This window comes from Streptomyces sp. NPDC093510 (genome assembly GCF_040683555.1).
Taxonomy (GTDB): Bacteria; Actinomycetota; Actinomycetes; order Streptomycetales; family Streptomycetaceae; genus Streptomyces.
The window spans coordinates 125,392-144,253 of record NZ_JBFBEE010000016.1 but is presented as its reverse complement, the minus strand read 5'-3'; the positions used below and the strand labels follow the sequence as shown (position 1 = coordinate 144,253).

The following is an 18,862-nucleotide window of genomic DNA, read 5'->3' as shown; positions in this document are numbered from 1 at the left end:
AGGAACTGCTCGGGGGACCAAGCGTGCGTCGGTGCCGCCGTCGGCAGTGCTGGCAGTTTGGCCATGATGTGACAGGATTCGGCCATGACTTACGGAGGCAGACGGCATCGGGTGGCGGTCCTCGCCCTGGACGGCGTGTACGCCTTCGAGCTGGGCATCCCGTCCCGGCTCTTCGGCGTCGCCGAGGGCCCCGGGCGCAAGCCGCTCTACGATGTCGTCGTCTGCACGGTGGACGGGCACCCGGTGCGCACGGACTCCGGGTTCACGGTGGCCGTCGAGCACGGCCCGGAGGTCCTGGGGGACGCCGACACCGTGGTGATCCCGCCGACCCGCCGCTTCGACAGGGGGATGGAGGGCGACGAGCTCCCGGAGGGTGCGGTCGCCGCCCTGGGGCGGATCAGGCCCGGCACCCGGATCGTCTCGTTCTGCAACGCCTCGTACATCCTCGCCGCCGTCGGCCTCCTCGACGGGCGCCCCGCGACGACGCACTGGCACGTCGCCGACGACTTCCAGAGGTCATTCCCCAGGATCAAGGTCGACGCGGACGTGCTCTTCGTGGACGACGGCGACGTCCTCACCGCGGCGGGGGTCGCGGCCGGCATCGACCTCTGCCTGCACGTGATACGCCGGGACCACGGCGCCGCCGTCGCCAACCACGTCGCGCGCGTGTGCGTCGTACCGCCGTGGCGCGACGGCGGGCAGGCGCAGTACATCGAGCGGCCCGTCCCCGAGCCCACGCTCGCCACGACGGCCGCCACGCGCGCGTGGGCCCTCGAACGGCTCCAGGAGCCGCTGCCCCTGGGCGAGCTCGCCGCCCACGCGCGCATGAGCCTGCGCACCTTCACGCGCCGCTTCCAGGAGGAGACCGGCATGTCCCCGGGCCGCTGGCTGACCGCCCAGCGCATCGAACTCGCCCGGCAGCTCCTGGAGTCGAGCGACCTGCCCGTGGACGTGGTCGCCCACCGCTCCGGGTTCGGCACCGGCAACTCCCTGCGCCAGCACATGCGTGCCGTGCTGGGCGTCTCACCGGTCGCCTACCGTCGGACGTTCACGGCTGCTCCGTGACCTCTGCGACCTCTGCTTCGTAGAAGACCTCTGCTTCGTAGAAGCAGAAGTGGTCCTTGATCTGGGCCACGTCCGGCTTCGGCTCCGGGTACGCCCACACCGTGTCCGGTGCGCCCGGCAGCGACCAGTAGAGGGCCGTGCCCTTGAACGGGCAGTACGTGTGGGTCTCCGACGGCGTCAGCAGGTCGGTGCGCACATCCTCCGGAGGGAGGTAGTGGCGTACGGGATAGCCCGTCTCGCGCAGCAGCAGCGGCCGGCGGCTCTCCGCCACGACCTGTCCGTCCGACACCACGCGTACGTGGTCCGTGCCCTGCTCGACGGTGATCCGGTGTCCCGCGGTCATGAGATGCCCTCCTCGACGAGTGCCTTCAGCAACGGAACGTACCGTGGGCGCATGAACATCTGCGTCTTCCTCTCCGCCGCCGACCTCGACGAGCGCTACACACGCCCGGCCCGCGAATTCGCCGAACTGCTCGGCAAGGGCGGCCACACGCTGGTGTGGGGCGGCTCCGAGAGCGGCCTGATGAAGGTCGTGGCGGACGGCGTGCACGAGACGGGAGGGCGCCTCGTCGGCGTCTCCGTGGACTTCCTCGCGGCCAGGGCCAGGCAGGTGACCGAGCCGCACGAGATGGTGATCGCGCGCGACCTCGCCGAGCGCAAGGCCCTCCTCCTGGAGAAGGCCGACGCGATCGTCATCATGGTGGGCGGCACCGGCACGCTCGACGAGGCCACCGAGATCCTGGAGCTGAAGAAGCACGGCAAGCACACCAAGCCGGTGGTCCTGCTGAACTCCGCCGGGTTCTACGACGGCCTCAAGGAGCAGTTCCGCCGCATGGAGGACGAGGGTTTCCTGCCCGTCCCGCTGACCGACCTCGTCTTCTTCGCCGAGGAGCCCGTCGGCGCCCTGGCCTACCTGGAGGAATCACAGGGCACCCAGTGATGCGAGCATGGCGGGTATGGCAACACATGTGATCACCGGGGCGGGCTCCGGCATCGGCGCGGCCGTCGCCCGCCGCCTCCACGCACGCGGCGACGACCTCGTCCTGCACGCGCGCGACGCGGGCCGCGCCAAGGAGCTCGCCGCCGAGTTCCCCGGCGCGAGCACCCTCGTAGGAGACCTCTCCGACCCCGACAAGCTGTCCTGGGCCTTCGGGCACCAGTCGCTGCCCTCGCGCGTGGACTCGCTGCTGCACATCGCGGGCGTCGTCGACCTCGGCCCGGTCGGCGAGCTCACTCCGAAGTCGTGGCGGCACCAGCTCAACGTCAACCTCATCGCCCCCGCCGAACTGACCCGCCACCTCCTGCCCCAACTCCGGGCCGCCCAGGGACACGTGGTGTTCGTCAACTCGGGCGCCGGCCTCACCGCCCACGCCGACTGGTCCGCGTACGCGGCCTCCAAGCACGGCCTGAAGGCCCTCGCCGACTCGCTCCGTCAGGAGGAGCACGGCAACGGCGTGCGTGTCACCTCCGTCTACCCCGGCCGCACGGCGAGCGCCATGCAGGTGAAGGTCCACCAGCAGGAGGGCAAGGAGTACGACCCGTCGCGCTTCATCGACCCCGAGTCGGTCGCCACGACGATCGTCATGGCCCTGGACCTGCCGCGCGACGCGGAGGTCAACGATCTGACGGTGCGGCCGGGACGATGAGCGACACCTTCACCTGGGGCCCCGCCACCGGCGTCGGGTCCATGCCCGGCGGGGACGCCCGCGAGGCCGCGAAGACCGTGACCGGCAGCTTCGAGGGGCCCGAGCAGGGCATCCCGTACCTTCCCGAGCTGCCCGCGCGGGGACCAGGCGCCGACATGATCGGCCGCACCGCTGGGCTCCTCGTCGACCTCTACGCGCGCGTGGAGCCCAGCGGCTGGCGCGTCGGAGACCGCCCCGGCCGCGACACCCGCCGCGCCAGGGCCTGGCTCGGCGAGGACCTCGACGCCCTGGAGGAGTTCACCCAGGGGTACGAGGGCCCGCTGAAGGTCCAGGCCGTCGGCCCCTGGACCCTCGCCGCCGCCCTGGAGCTGCGGAACGGCGAGGCCGCGCTCTCCGACCCCGGCGCCTGCCGCGACCTCGCGGGATCGCTCGCCGAGGGCCTGCGCGAGCACCTCGCGGACGTGCGCCGCAGGGTGCCGGGCGCGCAGGTGGTCCTGCAGCTCGACGAGCCCTCGCTCATCGCCGTGCTCCGCGGGCAGGTCAAGACCGCCAGCGAGTACCGCACCCACCGAGCCGTGGACCGGCAGGTCGTCGAGAGCACGCTGCGGGACGTGCTCGGCGTCCGAGGCGAAGGCGCCGCGGTCGTCCACTCCTGCGCGCCCGACGTGCCCTTCGCGCTGCTGCGCCGCGCCGGGGCCGACGCGATCTCGTTCGACTTCTCGTTGCTCACCGACCGTGACGACGAGGCGATCGGTGAGGCGGTCGAGGGCGGCACGAAGCTCTTCGCCGGTGTCGTGCCGGGCGTGGACGGCGGATTGTCAGACCCTGCCGGTAGCGTCATGGGTGTCAGGACGTTCTGGCGCAGGCTGGGGCTGAATCCGGGATCGCTCGCGGAGTCGGTCGTGGTCACTCCGTCGTGCGGACTCGCGGGCTCTTCTCCCGCGTACGCACGCGAGGTGCTCACCCACTGCGTCAAAGCGGCGCGATCGCTCGCGGATAACCCTGAGTAATTGGGTATGACGTAACGGGAGGACGAAACGGTGGCTGTCGAACAGCAAGGCTCTGTGCCCGCCGAGGCACGGGATCAGCATGCCCAGCTGGCCGAACAGATCGAGGAGCACCGCTTCCGGTACTACGTGAAGGACCAACCGGTCGTCAGCGACGCCGAGTTCGACAAACTCCTGCGTTCCCTCGAAGCCCTGGAGGACGAGCACCCGGAGCTGCGCACCCCGGACTCGCCGACCCAGAAGGTCTCCGGGTCGTACGAGACGGAGTTCACCGCGGTGGAGCACCGCGAGCGCATGCTCTCCCTGGACAACGCCTTCGACGACGAGGAACTGGCCGCCTGGGCCGACCGCGTCGCCAAGGAGGCCGGCACCCCGGACTTCCACCTCCTGTGCGAGCTGAAGATCGACGGCCTCGCGGTCAACCTCACGTACGAGGACGGGAAGCTCACCCGCGCCGCCACCAGGGGCGACGGCCGCACCGGCGAGGACATCACGCCGAACGTCCGCACCATCGCGGACATCCCCCAGCGCCTCAAGGGCGAGAACGTCCCCGCCCTCGTGGAGATCCGCGGCGAGGTCTTCTTCCCCATGGAGAAGTTCGAGGAGCTCAACGCCCGCCTGGTCGAGGCGGGCGACAAGCCCTTCGCCAACCCCCGCAACGCGGCGGCGGGTTCGCTGCGCCAGAAGGACCCGCGCGTCACCGCGAGTCGCCCGCTGCACATGGTGGTGCACGGCATCGGCGCCCGCGAGGGCTTCGACATCGACTGCCTCAGCCACGCCTATGACCTGCTGCGGGAGTGGGGCCTGCCCACCGCCAAGCACAACAAGGTGGTGGACGGCCTCGACGGCGTGCGCGACTTCATCACGTACTTCGGAGAGCACCGCCACTCCGTGGAGCACGAGATCGACGGCGTCGTCGTCAAGCTCGACGAGATCCCGCTCCAGGGCCGCCTCGGCTCCACCTCGCGCGCCCCGCGCTGGGCCATCGCCTGGAAGTACGCGCCCGAGGAGGTCAACACCAAGCTCATCAACATCCGCGTCGGCGTCGGCCGCACCGGCCGCGTCACGCCGTACGCCCAGGTGGAGCCCGTCACCGTCGCGGGCTCCGAGGTCGAGTTCGCGACCCTGCACAACCAGGAAGTGGTGAAGAAGAAGGGTGTCTTCATCGGCGACACGGTCGTCATCCGCAAGGCCGGTGACGTCATCCCGGAGATCCTCGGCCCCGTCGCGGACCTGCGGGACGGCACCGAGCGGGAGTTCGTGATGCCCGCCGAGTGCCCCGAGTGCGGCACGGCGCTGCGCCCCATGAAGGAGGGCGACATCGACCTCCGCTGCCCCAACGCCCAGTTGTGCCCGGCCCAGTTGCGTGAACGTCTCTTCTACCTCGCGGGCCGCAAGTCCCTGGACATCGAGAACTTCGGATACGTCGCGGCGGCCGCGCTGACCGGACCGCTGGAGCCCGCCGAGCCCCCGATCCTCGACGAGGGCGACATCTTCGACCTGAAGGTCGAGGAGCTGCTGCCCATCAAGTCGTACGTCCTGGACCAGGACTCCGGCCTGCCCAAGCGCGATCCCAAGACCGGCGAGGAGAAGGTCGTCACCTTCTTCGCCAACCAGCAGGGCGAGGCGAAGAAGAACACCCTCGCCATGCTGGAGAACATCGCGGCGGCCAAGGAACGCCCGCTCGCCCGCGTCCTCACGGGCCTCTCGATCCGGCACGTCGGCCCGGTGGCCGCCGAGGCGCTGGCCCGGGAGTTCCGCTCCATCGACCGCATCGATCAGGCCACCGAGAAGGAGCTGTCCGACGTGGCGGGCGTGGGCCCGACCATCGCGGCCTCCCTCAAACAGTGGTTCGCCGAGGAGTGGCACCGGGAGATCCTGCGCAAGTGGCGGGCTGCCGGGGTGCGCATGGAGGAGGAGTCGAGCGGCGAGGACGAAGGACCGCGCCCGCTCGCCGGCCTCACGGTGGTCGTCACCGGAACGCTGGAGCACCACACCCGGGATGGCGCGAAAGAGGCGCTGCAGAGCCAGGGCGCAAAGGTGACCGGTTCCGTTTCGAAGAAGACCTCATTCGTCGTCGTGGGCGACAACCCCGGATCCAAGTACGACAAGGCCATGCAGGTGAAGGTTCCGGTTCTCAACGAGGAAGGCTTCGCTGTCCTGCTCGAACAAGGACCGGACGCGGCAAGGGAAGTCGCGCTTCCGACCGAGGAGTAGCGGTTGAAGGCCACCCGTTCGGCGCATACCAGAGGCATACGGGTGGCCGGGTCGCATTCGGGCAACCGTAGCCGACCGCTGCCCGTGGAAGCCTTCTGCGGCCTACTGTTGAGGTGTGCGCCTGCCGTGCCCCGCTGCGAACGGGGCATCACCTGCTCATCAAGAGCTCGGAAGGGGGCATCCCCTGCTCGGCAAGGGTCCGGGAGAACTGCGTCTCCCCGCTCGCGCGGAGCACGGGGACGGTTTTTCGGACGCGGCCGACTCCTTGGCCGAGTCCGCGTGGCGTGGGCACCGCCGGCTGTGAGAGGGACGGGAATGGAACCGACCGAGAGCGCCGCCCCGGACTCACGGCTGCGCGCGCGCATGTGGCGCGCGCCGGGAGCCTGGTTGCGCGGCCGCCGGGATGTGACGACCACCGACCCGGGCACCGCGGCAGGACCCGCGGGCCCCGGCCCCGGAGCGCTGACCACCGCCGTCGAACCACGCGAACGGGCCTGGACCGCCGCACCGGACCGCACCGACAGCCCAGGACCCCTCACCGGCACGGCCGACCCCGCCGAGCAGGACCCCCGCGACCCCTGGCCGCTGCTGCCCGTCATGGTCGTCGCCGGCGCCGCCGTGCTGCTCGGCACCGGCTTCTTCCAGGCCCTCACCGGCCGCCACGCCCTGTTCCCCACCGGCGCCGCGGGCTGGTCGCTCGCCGTCCTCACCGGCCTCATCGTCGGCCACCTGGTCGCCCTCGGCCGCGACCGCTGGTGGGGCGGCACGGGCTCCGGCGGCGCGCTCACCGTCGCCGTCCTCCTGCTCTACGGCTGGGTGCCCGCCGGCATGGTCAGCCTCACCGTCGTCGTCCTGGTCGGCGTCGCGCGCAGGCACCGCTGGCGCCAGGGCCTGCTGCACGGCGCCGTCGACGTCCTCGGCATCGGCGCGGGCGCGCTCGCCCTGGCCGCCTTCGGCACGGCACCGAGCGCCGAATCGCCCTGGCTGCCCGAGACCTGGACCCTCTACACCGCACCCCAAGTCGCCCTGGTCGCCGTCGCGTACCTCGCCGTCACCCGCGTCCTGCTCTGGTACGTCCACGCGCCGCGCACCGGCGCCCTGCCCACCGTCACCCGCACCGCCCTCGTCAGGCAGGGCCTCCTCGGCATCGCCCTGCTCGGCATCGCCCCGCTGATCTGCGTGGTGGCGATCTCCCTGCCGATCCTGCTGCCCCTCTTCGCCATCCCGCTCGTCGCCCTCGACTCCACCCTCTGGATCGCCCGAGCCCGCGCCGAGGAGCAGCTGCGCGACCCGCTCACCGGACTGCCCAACCGGCAGTGGCTCCTGGAGCGGACCTGGACGGCCCTCGACGACGCCGAGCGGCTCGGAGCGCGATCCGCGTTAATGCTCATCGACATGGACCGCTTCCGGTCGGTCAACGACACCCTCGGCCACCTCGCGGGCGACCGGCTCCTGCTGCAGATCGCGGACCGGCTGCGGCTCGCCCTGCCGCGCGGCGCGGAGGCCGCACGGCTCGGCGGCGACGAGTTCGCCGTCCTGCTGCCGGTCGCCGACTCCACCACGTCGGCCACCCGCGTGGCCCGCCAGCTGGTCGCCGCGCTCGGCTCCCCGCTCGACCTGGACGGTCTGACCCTCGTCCTGGAGGCCAGCGCCGGCCTCGCCGTCTTCCCCGACCACGCGCTCGACGCGGAAGGCCTCCTGCGGCGGGCGGACGTCGCGATGTACCAGGCGAAGCGGGACCGCACCGGCGTCGAGGTGTACGAGTCCAAGCGCGACTCCAACACACCGGACAGGCTCGGCCTCCTCGGCGACCTGCGCAGGGCGCTCGACGCGGGCGACGTCGAACTGCACTACCAGCCCAAGGTCCGCTTCGACGGCAAGGTCGCGGGCCTGGAGGCGCTGGTCCGATGGGTGCACCCCGAGCGCGGCCGGGTGCCGCCCGACGAGTTCATCGCCATCGCCGAGTCGTCCGGCCTCATGCCGCACCTGACGGAGTACGTCCTGGAGACGGCGCTCGCCCAGGTCGCGAAGTGGCAGGCGATGGGACTCAAGGTCCCCGTCGCGGTGAACGTGTCGCCGCGCGACGTCCACACCCCCGGCTTCGCGGGCGCGGTCGCGGCGCGCCTCGCCCGGCACGGCGTCCCGCCGGGCGCGCTGCAGCTGGAGATAACCGAGCACGTCCTCCTGGAGGACCCGCAGCGGGCCGCCGACACATTGGCCGGCCTCACCGGCCACGGGGTCAAGATGTCCCTCGACGACTTCGGCACGGGGTACTCCTCCCTCGTCCACCTGCGCCGCCTCCCGGTCAGCGAGCTGAAGATCGACCGCTCCTTCGTGGCCCGCCTCGCCGTCGACAACGAGGACGCGGAGATCGTCCGCTGCACGGTGGACCTGGCCCACTCCCTCGGACTCCTCGTCGTCGCCGAGGGCGTCGAGGACGACGAGACGTGGGAGCGGCTGCGGGACCTCGGGTGCGACGCGGTCCAGGGCTGGCTCGTCGCCGCGGCGATGCCCGCCGAAGAGGCGACGGCGTGGCTGCGCGCCCGCGGCTCCCGCGGCTGGCGCCGCCCGGTGGACGTCGCGGCGGAGGCGAAGCTCGCGGAGAGCTCCGACGTGGGGCAGTCGTCGGGACACGTGGTGCAGTAAACACAGGGCGGCACAGGGCGTCGCGGAGCGGCGGGGCGGAAACCGTTTAACGGGCACCCCGCACCGACCCATAGGATTGCCCTCACAACCCGCACACTCACCCCTGAGGATCGCCGCATGCCTGGCATCACGCGCGAGGAGGTCGCCCACCTCGCCCGCCTTGCACGTCTGGAGCTGAAGGCCGAGGAGCTCGACCACTTCGCCGGACAGCTCGACGACATCATCGGCGCGGTCGCCCGCGTCTCGGAGGTCGCCGACCAAGACGTACCGCCGACCTCGCACCCGCTGCCGCTGACGAACGTCATGCGCGCGGACGAGGTCCGTCCGTCGCTCACCACCGAGCAGGCGCTCTCTGGCGCCCCGGCCCAGGAGCAGCAGCGTTTCAAGGTGCCGCAGATCCTGGGGGAGGACTGAAGATCATGACGGACATCATCAAGCTCACCGCCGCCGAGATCGCGTCGAGGATCGCCTCCGGCGAGCTCACCGCGGTCGAGGTCACCGAGGCCCACCTGGCCCGCATCGAAGCCGTCGACGAGAAGGTCCACGCCTTCCTGCACGTGGACCGCGAGGGCGCCCTCGCGCAGGCCCGCGCCGTCGACGAGAAGCGCGCCAGGGGCGAGAAGCTCGGCCCGCTGGCCGGCGTCCCGCTCGCGCTCAAGGACATCTTCACCACCGAGGGCGTGCCGACCACGGTCGGCTCGAAGATCCTCGAAGGCTGGATTCCGCCGTACGACGCGACCGTCACCAAGCGCCTGAAGGCCGCCGACGTCGTCATCCTCGGCAAGACCAACATGGACGAGTTCGCCATGGGGTCCTCCACCGAGAACAGCGCGTACGGCCCGACCGGCAACCCCTGGGACCTCACCCGCATCCCCGGCGGCTCCGGCGGCGGCTCCAGCGCCGCCCTCGCCGCCTACGAGGCCCCCCTCGCCATCGGCACCGACACCGGCGGCTCGATCCGCCAGCCCGCGGCCGTCACCGGCACGGTCGGCGTCAAGCCGACCTACGGCGGCGTCTCCCGGTACGGCATGGTCGCGTTCAGCTCCAGCCTCGACCAGGGCGGCCCCTGCGCCCGCACTGTCCTCGACGCCGCACTCCTGCACGAGGCCATCGCCGGGCACGACGAGCTCGACTCGACGTCCATCGACGCCCCGGTCCCGCCGGTCGTCGAGGCCGCGCGCAACGGCTCGGTCCAGGGCATGCGCGTCGGCGTCGTCAAGCAGTTCCGCGGCGAGGGCTACCAGGCCGGTGTCGTCCAGCGCTTCGACGAGTCCGTCGAGATGCTCAAGGGACTCGGCGCCGAGATCGTCGAGCTGGACTGCCCGACGTTCGACCTGGCGCTCTCCGCGTACTACCTGATCGCGCCCTCCGAGTGCTCCTCGAACCTCGCCCGCTTCGACGCCATGCGCTACGGCCTGCGCGTCGGCGACGACGGCACGAGGTCCGCCGAGGACGTCACCGCGCTGACCCGTGAGGCCGGCTTCGGCGACGAGGTCAAGCGCCGCGTCATCCTCGGTACGTACGCGCTCAGCTCCGGCTACTACGACGCGTACTACGGCAGCGCCCAGAAGGTCCGCACGCTCATCACCCGCGAGTTCGAGGCGGCCTTCGAGCAGGTCGACGTGATTGTCTCGCCGACGACGCCGACCACGGCGTTCCCGATCGGCGAGCGCGCCGACGACCCGATGGCGATGTACCTCGCCGACCTGTGCACCATCCCGACCAACCTGGCGGGCAACTCCGCCATGTCGCTGCCCTGCGGCCTCGCGCCGGAGGACGGCCTGCCCGTCGGACTGCAGATCATCGCCCCCGCCATGAAGGACGACCGGCTGTACAAGGTCGGTGCTGCCGTAGAGGCCGCCTTCGTGGAAAAGTGGGGACACCCGCTGCTTGAGGAGGCACCGTCGCTGTGAGTGCACTGAACAAGGCCAAGGGCTTCAAGAAGTCCAAGACCGGCACGTACCTGTCGATCGGCACCACCGCCTTCGGCGCCGTGAGCGTGCTCAAGCAGGCCAAGAAGGCCCGCTATGACCACGACACGCTCCGCCTCGTGGACGCCGTCGTCTCCGCTGCCGCCATCGCCACCGGCGTCGCGCTGCTCGTGCGCGAGCTCAAGCGCCTCGGCGACGACGACGTCCTGCTGGGCTGAGAGGGAAAGTTTCACCGTGACTGTCACTACTGACCTGGTGTCGTACGAGGAAGCCCTCGCGACGTACGACCCCGTCATGGGCCTCGAGGTCCATGTCGAGCTCGGCACCAAGACCAAGATGTTCTGCGGCTGCTCGACCGCGCTCAAGCAGGACGCGAACAGCCAGACCTGCCCCACCTGCCTCGGTCTGCCCGGCGCGCTGCCGGTCGTCAACGAGATCGGTGTCGAGTCCGCGATCAAGATCGGCCTCGCGCTGCACTGCGAGATCGCCGAGTGGTGCCGCTTCGCCCGGAAGAACTACTTCTATCCGGACATGCCGAAGAACTTCCAGACCTCGCAGTACGACGAGCCGATCGCCTTCAACGGCTATCTGGACGTCCAACTGGAGGACGGCGAGATCTTCCGCGTGGAGATCGAGCGCGCCCACATGGAGGAGGACACCGGCAAGTCGACGCACGTCGGTGGCGCGACGGGCCGTATCCACGGCGCCTCGCACTCCCTGCTCGACTACAACCGCGCCGGCATCCCGCTCATCGAGATCGTCACCAAGCCGATCGAGGGCGCCGGTGAGCGCGCTCCCGAGGTCGCCAAGGCGTACGTCGCGGAGCTGCGCGAGCTCATCAAGGCGCTCGGCGTCTCCGAGGCCCGCATGGACAAGGGCCAGATGCGCTGCGACGTGAACCTCTCGCTGCGCCCCAAGGGGCAGCAGGAGTTCGGCACGCGCAGCGAGACGAAGAACGTCAACTCGCTGCGCTCCGTGGAGCGCGCGGCGCGCTTCGAGATCCAGCGTCACGCGGCGGTCCTGAGCTCCGGCGGCACCATCGTGCAGGAGACCCGTCACTTCCACGAGGAGGACGGCTCCACGGCCTCCGGCCGCATCAAGGACAACGCCGAGGACTACCGGTACTTCCCGGAGCCCGACCTCGTCCCCGTCGCCCCGTCCCGTGAGTGGGTCGAGAAGCTGCGGGCCGGTCTGCCCGAGATGCCGCGCGTGCGCCGCAACCGCCTCCGTGAGGAGTGGGGGATCAGCGAGCACGACATGCAGTCGATCCTCAACGCGGGCGCGGTCGAGCCGATCGTCGCCACCGTCGAGGCGGGCGCCGACGCGGCGTCGGCCCGCAAGTGGTGGATGGGCGAGCTGGCCCGCAACGCCAACGAGTCGGGCCTGGCGCTCGAGGAGCTGTCCATCACCCCGGCGCAGGTGGCCCGGGTGACCGAGCTCGTCGCCGCCGGTGACCTGAACGACAAGCTGGCCCGCCAGGTCATCGAGGGTGTCCTGAAGGGCGAGGGCACGCCGGACGAGGTCGTCGAGAAGCGCGGCCTGAAGGTCGTCTCGGACGAGGGCGCGCTGACGGCCGCCGTCGACGAGGCCATCGCCGGCAACCCCGGCGTCGCGGACAAGATCCGCGGCGGCAAGGTCGCGGCCGCCGGCGCGCTGGTCGGCGCGGTCATGAAGGCCACCCGCGGCCAGGCCGACGCGGCCCGCGTCAAGGAGCTGATCCTGGAGAAGCTGGGCGTCAGCGAGGGCTGAGGTTCGCTTAGTCCTGCCGGGTGAGGGCGGCGCTCCCTTCGGGGGTGCCGCCCTCACTCATGCCCAAAGGCGCCGGAAACGGCTCGAAGAACATGTGCTCCAGCGGGTCCTGGTCCTTGCGCAGCCAGGGGAAGCCTTCGGCGGCCGGGCGGCCGCCGCGCAGCCAGTTCAGCAGCGTGGCGGTGAAGTCCGTGTCCAGTGGCGGTCCTTGGTCCGCGTGGCGGGGGTTGACGGCGACGCGCCACCGGTCGGGGTCGTCGCCCTCGGCGCACCAGCCGATCTGGTCCCCGTCGATGGTCGAGGCGACCGGCAGGAAGCCGCCGGGCTCGGGCCATGCGGGCAGCGGGTAGTACTCGGGGTGCGCTTCGCGCAGGATTCGGTAGCCCTCCAGCATCTCCTCGACGTCCTGGACGAGACCGAAGCGCCCGTCCAGGTCCAGGGGAGCGGTCATGTCGAGCCACCAACTCCAGTTCCCCGCGCCGTACGCCTGGGCCAGGGCCACGAAGTCCCCGGGAAGCCGTGTGCCGAGGCGGTCGAAGACCTGCTCCCACGTGCCGTTGCCCAGACGGGGCGTCAGCGGCGGCGGTATCAGCGCGGTGACCGCCGCCAGGCCATCGCCCTCGGTGAGAGCGGCGTGCTGGCGCGCGTCGACGTACGTGCCGCGGGGCGGCGGGGACCAGGGCGCGGCCCCGGCCAGCGGTGCCCAGGTGCGCACGCTCCCGCCGCCGCGGACGGCCGCCGACAGGACGTCCAGGAGCGGGACGTCGTACGACACCCAGGGCTCGGCCTCGCCGACCGCTATGGACGTGGTGAGGAGCACCACCGGCCACTCGTCCGGGTCCTTGGACACCGAGGTGTCCCAGAAGAGGTGGTCGCCCGATGCCGTGGCCGCGAAGGCGAGGAGGCCGCCCTCGTCGGGCAGGAAGCGGCGCCGCTCCCTGGTGAACATGCCTGGTCTGATCGCGGAGTGCCGGTGGGTCTCGACGACCCACGCCCCGTACTCGAACCGCCCGTCGGGGGAGACGCACGGGGTGTGCAGGCGGATGGACTCGGGGCCTTCGCCCACCTCCACCGGTCCGTACACCGACACCAGCGTCTTGTAGTCCCGGGGGAGCGTGACTTCGAGCCAGGTCTCCACCGCGGCCCAGTCGACGGCGGGCGCGACGTCGGCCGGCGGCCCGACCAGCTCCGTGAAGGCGGCGATGCGCTCGGTGAGATCCATGTGTCCGAGGATGACACCGGCCACTGACAACGCCGTCCGCCATGGACCTCCGGGGTGAACACTTGGACGTTCACCCCGACTTCGTCCCGCGGCCTTCACAAGGAAACCGGGCGTCACTAGCGTCCCCGCCGAACAGGTCAATGGATCAGCAGAGAACCATTGGATGTTGGCCAGGACTACTGGGAGGTCGCACGTGACTCCGGAGATTTCGCGCAGACGCCTGATGGCGATCGGCGGCGGCGCGCTCGGCGCCGCCGCCGTCGGCTCTTTCCTGCCGCCTTCGCTGCAGGAGGCGCTCGCGCAGGAGCCGCCGAAGGACGGCGGTCTCGACAAGATCGAGCACGTGGTGATCCTGATGCAGGAGAACCGGTCCTTCGACCACTACTTCGGCTCCCTGCGTGGAGTCCGCGGCTTCGGTGACCGCAACGCCATCCGGCTGCCCGGCGGGAAGACGGTCTTCGAGCAGCCGGCCGCGCTGCGCACGATCCTGCCCTTCCCCGTCCGGCAGGCCGCCGAGACGCAGAAGAAGGACCTCCAGTACATCGGCGCGCTCGACCACTCCTGGAGCGGCGGCGCCAAGGCGTGGCACGACGGGTGGATGGACGGCTGGATCACCGCCAAGACGGCGGCCACCATGGCGTACTACACGCGCGAGGACATCCCGCTGCACTACGAACTCGCCGACACGTTCACCGTCTGCGACGCCTACCACTCGTCCATCCACACCTCCACCAGCCCCAACCGCAACCACCTGTGGAGCGGAAAGACGGGTTACGAGGCGAACGGCAAGCGGGCCGTCGGCAACGACGCGTACAACGAGGGCACGCATCCCGGCTACGGCTGGGGGACGTACGCCGAGCGCCTGGAGAAGGCGGGCGTGAGCTGGCGTACGTACACGGAGTGGGAGAACTTCACCGACAACCAGATCGAGTTCTTCACCACCTTCAAGGCCATCGCCCGCAAGGCCCTGGCCAAGACGGGCCTCACCTTCATGGAGGCCTTCTACGCCAAGGTGCGCGACGCGAAGGACGAGGCCGAGCGCGCCAAGCTGCTCGCCACCCTGGAGGAGGGCGCCGCGACCCTCACCAGGAGCGAGCGGTCGCTCTTCGAACGCGGCCTGCGGCGCGTGCCGACCGGCAAGCTCGCCGAGGAGTTCGCCAAGGACGTCGCGGGCGGCAAGCTCGCGAAGGTCACCTACCTGGTGCCGTCCGCGGTGGACTCCGAGCACCCCAGCGTCTCCTCGCCCATCCACAGCGCGACCATCGTCTACAAGGTGCTCGACGCCCTCGCCTCCCACCCGGACGTCTGGCGCCGCACCGCCGTCTTCATCAACTACGACGAGAACGACGGCTTCTTCGACCACGTCCCGCCGCCCGTGCCCGGCGGCGACTCCGCAGAGGAGAAGGAGGAGCGCTGGGAGGGGAAGCCGACCGGCCTCGGCGCGCGCGTGCCGATGCTCGTCGTCTCCCCGTGGACGGTCGGCGGATACGTCTGCTCCGAAGTCTTCGACCACACCTCCGTAGTGCGCTTCCTGGAGAAGTGGACCGGCGTGCGGGAGCCCAACATCAGCGCCTGGCGCCGCAAGGTCACCGGCGACCTCACCGGCGCCTTCGACTTCCGGCGCGGCCACCGCAGGCCCGACCTCGACCAGCCGGGCGCCATCCCCGGCTTCAGCGGCCGCTGGGCCCCGCAGCCGCCCCTGAAGCAGACGATGCCGGTCCAGGAGCCGGGCACCCGTCGCGCCCGCCCGCTGCCCTATCAGCCCGACGCCGACGTGACGCCCGCCGAGGACGGCGCACTCACGGTGCGGCTGCGCAACGGCGGCAGCTCCAGCGCGCACTTCGCGCTCTACCCGTACGCCGGTGAGTTCACGATCCCGCTCCACCAGGACGTCGTGCGCAAGGGCTCCTGGACCGTGCCGGTGCCGGGGGGCACGTACGCCTTCACCGTCACCGGGCCGAACGGCTTCCGGCGCGAGTTCGAGGGCGCCAAGCCCGGCACGGACGGCAAGGACGGCCGGGGTGCCAAGGACGGCGGCGCGCGGCTCGCCTCGGCGGTCACCCGCCGCGAGCTCCACCTCACCCTGGCCAACCGGGGCCGCCACGACCTCGTCTTCACGGTGAAGCCGCTCGGCTACGTGGACGAGGACGACGTCAGGCGCCGCACGCGGACCGTCCGCGTCAAGGCGCGCAGCAGCCGTACGGTCGCCTGGCACACCGCCGACGAGCACGGGTGGTACGACGTCGAGGTGACCACCGACCGCGACACCGCCTTCCGCCGTCGCCTCATGGGCCACATAGAGAACGGCCGCGCGAGCGTCTCGGGCTGACCGCCCGAGCGTCTCGGGCCGGCCATCGGCGTGCACGGGTGCGCGGAGGTGCCCCTGGTGTCTCCGCGCACGCCTTGTGCTCTTGTGAGCATGGCCACGAAACGGACCAACGATCATCAAGGGCTGTCAAAGTGACTGCGGCGCTCATGTCGCCACTCATGCGTTCTTTGCGGGCTGTCCAGTTGATCGACTGTCGCTCCCGATGAAGATCCACGAACCATTCAGGGAGCCAGTCCGTGGCAGCACTCGCCCGGTGGTGCGTCAGGCACCGACTCGTCGTCGTCCTGCTGTGGCTCCTCACTCTCGGCGGCACAGCGGCGGCCGCCGCCGTCGCCGGATCCGCGTACTCGAACGACTACGAGGTCCCGGGAACCGAGTCGGGCCGCGCGACCCAGCTCCTCAACGAGAACTTCCACGGCCTCGGCGGCGACAGCGACACCGTCGTCTGGCACACCGCTCCCGGCACCACCGTCCGCGCCGCCGACGTCGAGCAGACGATGTCCGGCGCCCTCGACAGAATCGCCGGACTGCCCGCTGTGGCGTCCGTCGTCGGGCCGTACGACGGCAAGGACACCGGCCGGGTCAGCGCGGACGGCCGCACGGCGTACGCCACCGTCACCTTCCGCGAGCAGGCCGACGACATGGACAGGGCCGACGCCCAGGCCGTCGTCGACACCGCGAGGGCCGCAGGCTCCGACCGGCTGCAGGTCGAGCTCGGCGGCACCGCCATCGGGCTCACCGAGTCCAAGAGCGCCCAGGTCGCCGAGATCGTCGGGGTGGCCGTCGCCGCCGTCGTCCTCTTCCTCGCCTTCGGCTCGCTCGCCGCCTCCGCCCTGCCCATCGCCACCGCCCTGGTGTCCGTCGGCACGGCCTACGCGGGCATCGTGCTGCTGGGCCACGTGATGACCGTCGCCGACTTCGCGCCGATGCTCGGCACCCTGATCGGCCTCGGCGTCGGCATCGACTACGCCCTCTTCATCGTCACCCGGCACCGCAAGGGCCTGAAACGCGGCCTGTCCGTGGCCGACGCCGCCGAGCGCGCGGTCGCCACCACCGGGCGCGCCGTCGTCTTCGCGGGCGCCACCGTCTGCATCGCCCTGCTCGGCATGCTCATCCTGCGGCTCGGCTTCCTCAACGGCGTCGCCATCGCCGCCTCGCTGACCGTCGTCCTCACCGTCGCGGCCTCCGTGACCCTGCTGCCCGCGCTCCTCGGCCTGATCGGTCCGCGCGCCCTCAGCCGTCGCGAACGCCGCAGGATCGCCGCCCATGGTCCCGAACCGGAACTGCCGACCGGGCTCGCCGCCCGCTGGGCCGCCTTCGTGGAGCGCCACCCCAGGCTGCTCGGCGCCGTCGCCGTCCTCGTCATGGCCGTGCTCGCGCTGCCCACGCTCGGCCTGCACCTGGGCACCTCCGACCAGGGCAACAACCCGGCCAAGGCCACCACCCGCCAGGCGTACGACCTCTTGGCCGACGGTTTCGGGGCCGGTGTGAACGGGCCGCTCACCCTCGTCAGCGAGGTCTACGGAGCAGGCGACCGGATGGCCGTCGACGACCTCGCCACGACGCTGAGGTCGACCGAAGGTGTCGCCTCCGTGAGCCCGGCGACGTACGGGGACAACGGTCGCGCCGTCTTCCTCACCGTCGTCCCCGACTCCGCGCCCCAGTCCGAGAGGACCAGCGCACTTGTCGACCGACTGCGTGACGACGTCCTTCCCAAGGAGGAGGCCGACAGCTCCCTGGACGTGTCCGTCGGCGGCGTCACCGCGAGCTACGACGACTTCGCGGAGGTCATCGTCGGCAAGCTGCCGCTCTTCGTGGGCGTGGTCATCGGACTCGGCTGTGTCCTGCTCCTGCTGGCCTTCAGGTCCATCGGCATCCCCCTCAAGGCCGCCGCGATGAACGTCGCCGCCGTCGCCTCCGCGTTCGGGGTCGTCGTCGCGATCTTCCAGTGGGGCTGGGGGAGCGAACTGCTGGGACTCGGCAGGGCCGGGCCGATCGAGCCCTTCCTTCCGGTGATCATGGTGTCCGTCCTCTTCGGGCTCTCCATGGACTACCAGGTCTTCCTGGTCAGCCGCATGTACGAGGAGTGGCTGGAGACCGGCGACAACCGGCGAGCCGTCCGCGTCGGCCTCGCCGAGACCAGCCGCGTGATCAACTCCGCGGCAGTGATCATGATTTCGGTCTTCCTCGCCTTCGTCCTCAGCGGCGACCGGGTCATCGCGATGTTCGGCATCGCGCTCGCGGCGGCCGTCGCCCTCGACGCCTTCGTGCTGCGCACGCTGCTCGTGCCGGCCCTGATGCACCTGCTCGGCGGCGCCAACTGGTGGCTGCCGCGCCGGCTGGACCGCCTGCTGCCGCGCATCAGCATCGAGCCGCCCGAATGTCGTTCGAACACGCGTGGCGGACATGCGAAGATCCCCGGACAGCTGGACGTTGCCGAAGACGTGAGTGAGCTGAAGGAGCAGGATGTTCGCGATATCGCTGGCCGAGGGCGCTGAGCTGCGGCCGCTCGAACCGTGGCAGGCGCAGGAGTTCCTCGAGCACGTCGAGCGGGCGCGGGAGTACGCGGGGCCGTGGGTGCCCTTCACCGCCACCGTGCGGGACCTCGAATCCGCGCGGAAGCACCTCCAGACGTACGCGGACAAGCAGGCATCCGACACCGGACGCTTCTACGGCATCTGGCTGGACGGCACCCTCGTCGGCGGCGTCCTCTTCCGGATCTTCGACACGAGCGTCGACGGCTGCGAGATCGGCGTCTGGCTCGAACCGTCGGCGGCCGGGCGTGGCCTGGTCAACAAGGCATCCCGGATTCTCATCGACTGGGCCGTCGACCAGCGCGGCATGCACCGGATCGAGTGGCTGGTGTCCTCCCTCAACGACCGCAGCAAGGCGGCCGCCAAGCGGCTCGGCTTCACCAAGGACGGCGTGCTGCGGGAGAGCTTCCCCTGGCAGGGAGTGCGGCACGACATGGAGGTCTGGTCCGTCCTCGCCCCGGAGTGGCGAGCCGCGCGGGACGCGCGTTAAGAGAGCTCTCAGACTCCGTCCGTACG

The 18,862-nt window shown here is 71.0% G+C and carries 15 protein-coding genes; 13 read left to right on the top strand and 2 right to left on the bottom strand.

What is annotated here, in order from left to right; all coding sequences use genetic code 11:
* The first annotated feature begins 84 nt into the window (after positions 1-84).
* Positions 85-1,065 (top strand): helix-turn-helix domain-containing protein, encoded by a 981-nt coding sequence (locus AB0N81_RS26005; protein WP_365362297.1) that lies wholly within the window; start codon positions 85-87, stop codon positions 1,063-1,065.
* Here the strand turns inward: AB0N81_RS26005 and AB0N81_RS26000 are convergent.
* Positions 1,049-1,408 carry a DUF427 domain-containing protein gene (locus AB0N81_RS26000; protein WP_365362295.1) on the bottom strand — a complete coding sequence of 120 codons (360 nt, stop codon included), beginning with the start codon at positions 1,406-1,408 and terminating at the stop codon, positions 1,049-1,051. The two genes, AB0N81_RS26005 and AB0N81_RS26000, sit on opposite strands and share 17 nt — an antisense overlap.
* 51 nt (positions 1,409-1,459) lie before the next feature.
* On the opposite strand from AB0N81_RS26000, the gene AB0N81_RS25995 reads away from it, so the two are divergent.
* From AB0N81_RS25995 to gatB, 9 genes are all read left to right on the top strand, one after another.
* Entirely contained in the window at positions 1,460-2,005 is a 546-nt protein-coding gene (locus tag AB0N81_RS25995; RefSeq protein ID WP_365362293.1) for a TIGR00730 family Rossman fold protein, read from the top strand.
* 7 nt (positions 2,006-2,012) lie between these two features.
* Complete coding sequence (locus AB0N81_RS25990) at positions 2,013-2,711, top strand: SDR family oxidoreductase (protein ID WP_365362291.1); 699 nt, start codon at positions 2,013-2,015, stop codon at positions 2,709-2,711.
* Complete coding sequence (locus AB0N81_RS25985; protein WP_365362289.1) at positions 2,708-3,721, top strand: methionine synthase; 1,014 nt, start codon at positions 2,708-2,710, stop codon at positions 3,719-3,721. The genes AB0N81_RS25990 and AB0N81_RS25985 overlap by 4 nt, the downstream gene beginning before the upstream one ends.
* A gap of 30 nt (positions 3,722-3,751) precedes the next feature.
* Positions 3,752-5,935 carry an NAD-dependent DNA ligase LigA gene (ligA, locus tag AB0N81_RS25980; RefSeq protein WP_365362287.1) on the top strand — a complete coding sequence of 728 codons (2,184 nt, stop codon included), beginning with the start codon at positions 3,752-3,754 and terminating at the stop codon, positions 5,933-5,935.
* Between the two features lie 315 nt (positions 5,936-6,250).
* Entirely contained in the window at positions 6,251-8,581 is a 2,331-nt protein-coding gene (locus AB0N81_RS25975) for a bifunctional diguanylate cyclase/phosphodiesterase (protein WP_365362285.1), read from the top strand.
* Between the two features lie 117 nt (positions 8,582-8,698).
* Positions 8,699-8,995 (top strand): Asp-tRNA(Asn)/Glu-tRNA(Gln) amidotransferase subunit GatC, encoded by a 297-nt coding sequence (gatC, locus tag AB0N81_RS25970; RefSeq protein ID WP_362999093.1) that lies wholly within the window; start codon positions 8,699-8,701, stop codon positions 8,993-8,995.
* A 5-nt stretch (positions 8,996-9,000) separates the two neighbouring features.
* Positions 9,001-10,494, top strand: coding sequence for an Asp-tRNA(Asn)/Glu-tRNA(Gln) amidotransferase subunit GatA (gene gatA, locus AB0N81_RS25965; protein WP_365362283.1), 1,494 nt, complete (start codon positions 9,001-9,003; stop codon positions 10,492-10,494).
* Entirely contained in the window at positions 10,491-10,730 is a 240-nt protein-coding gene (locus AB0N81_RS25960; protein ID WP_365362281.1) for a hypothetical protein, read from the top strand. The genes gatA and AB0N81_RS25960 overlap by 4 nt, the downstream gene beginning before the upstream one ends.
* Positions 10,731-10,746: 16 nt before the next feature.
* Positions 10,747-12,261 carry an Asp-tRNA(Asn)/Glu-tRNA(Gln) amidotransferase subunit GatB gene (gene gatB / locus AB0N81_RS25955; RefSeq protein ID WP_365362279.1) on the top strand — a complete coding sequence of 505 codons (1,515 nt, stop codon included), beginning with the start codon at positions 10,747-10,749 and terminating at the stop codon, positions 12,259-12,261.
* 7 nt (positions 12,262-12,268) lie between these two features.
* On the opposite strand, the gene AB0N81_RS25950 is transcribed toward gatB, so the two are convergent.
* Positions 12,269-13,483, bottom strand: a complete 1,215-nt coding sequence (locus AB0N81_RS25950; protein ID WP_365362277.1) for an SMI1/KNR4 family protein — start codon at positions 13,481-13,483, stop codon at positions 12,269-12,271.
* 193 nt (positions 13,484-13,676) lie between these two features.
* On the opposite strand from AB0N81_RS25950, the gene AB0N81_RS25945 reads away from it, so the two are divergent.
* From AB0N81_RS25945 to AB0N81_RS25935, 3 genes are all read left to right on the top strand, one after another.
* Positions 13,677-15,812: a phosphocholine-specific phospholipase C gene (locus AB0N81_RS25945; protein ID WP_365362275.1), complete on the top strand. Its 2,136-nt coding sequence runs from the start codon at positions 13,677-13,679 to the stop codon at positions 15,810-15,812.
* A gap of 236 nt (positions 15,813-16,048) precedes the next feature.
* Positions 16,049-18,310, top strand: coding sequence for an MMPL family transporter (locus AB0N81_RS25940; protein ID WP_365362274.1), 2,262 nt, complete (start codon positions 16,049-16,051; stop codon positions 18,308-18,310).
* The gene (locus tag AB0N81_RS25935; RefSeq protein WP_365362272.1) at positions 18,279-18,836 is read left to right on the top strand and encodes a GNAT family protein; all 558 of its coding nucleotides are present in this window, start codon (positions 18,279-18,281) and stop codon (positions 18,834-18,836) included. Before AB0N81_RS25940 ends, AB0N81_RS25935 begins: the two co-directional genes overlap by 32 nt.
* Positions 18,837-18,862: the final 26 nt, after the last annotated feature.

Excerpts from the sequence above, each read along its gene's own strand:
- AB0N81_RS26005 (WP_365362297.1), top strand. The coding sequence starts at position 85 with ATGACTTACGGAGGCAGACGGCATCGGGTGGCGGTCCTCGCCCTGGAC.
- AB0N81_RS26000 (WP_365362295.1), bottom strand. The coding sequence starts at position 1,408 with ATGACCGCGGGACACCGGATCACCGTCGAGCAGGGCACGGACCACGTA.
- AB0N81_RS25995 (WP_365362293.1), top strand. The coding sequence starts at position 1,460 with ATGAACATCTGCGTCTTCCTCTCCGCCGCCGACCTCGACGAGCGCTAC.
- AB0N81_RS25990 (WP_365362291.1), top strand. The coding sequence starts at position 2,013 with ATGGCGGGTATGGCAACACATGTGATCACCGGGGCGGGCTCCGGCATC.
- AB0N81_RS25985 (WP_365362289.1), top strand. The coding sequence starts at position 2,708 with ATGAGCGACACCTTCACCTGGGGCCCCGCCACCGGCGTCGGGTCCATG.
- AB0N81_RS25975 (WP_365362285.1), top strand. The coding sequence starts at position 6,251 with ATGGAACCGACCGAGAGCGCCGCCCCGGACTCACGGCTGCGCGCGCGC.
- gatC (WP_362999093.1), top strand. The coding sequence starts at position 8,699 with ATGCCTGGCATCACGCGCGAGGAGGTCGCCCACCTCGCCCGCCTTGCA.
- gatA (WP_365362283.1), top strand. The coding sequence starts at position 9,001 with ATGACGGACATCATCAAGCTCACCGCCGCCGAGATCGCGTCGAGGATC.
- AB0N81_RS25950 (WP_365362277.1), bottom strand. The coding sequence starts at position 13,483 with ATGGATCTCACCGAGCGCATCGCCGCCTTCACGGAGCTGGTCGGGCCG.
- AB0N81_RS25935 (WP_365362272.1), top strand. The coding sequence starts at position 18,279 with ATGTTCGCGATATCGCTGGCCGAGGGCGCTGAGCTGCGGCCGCTCGAA.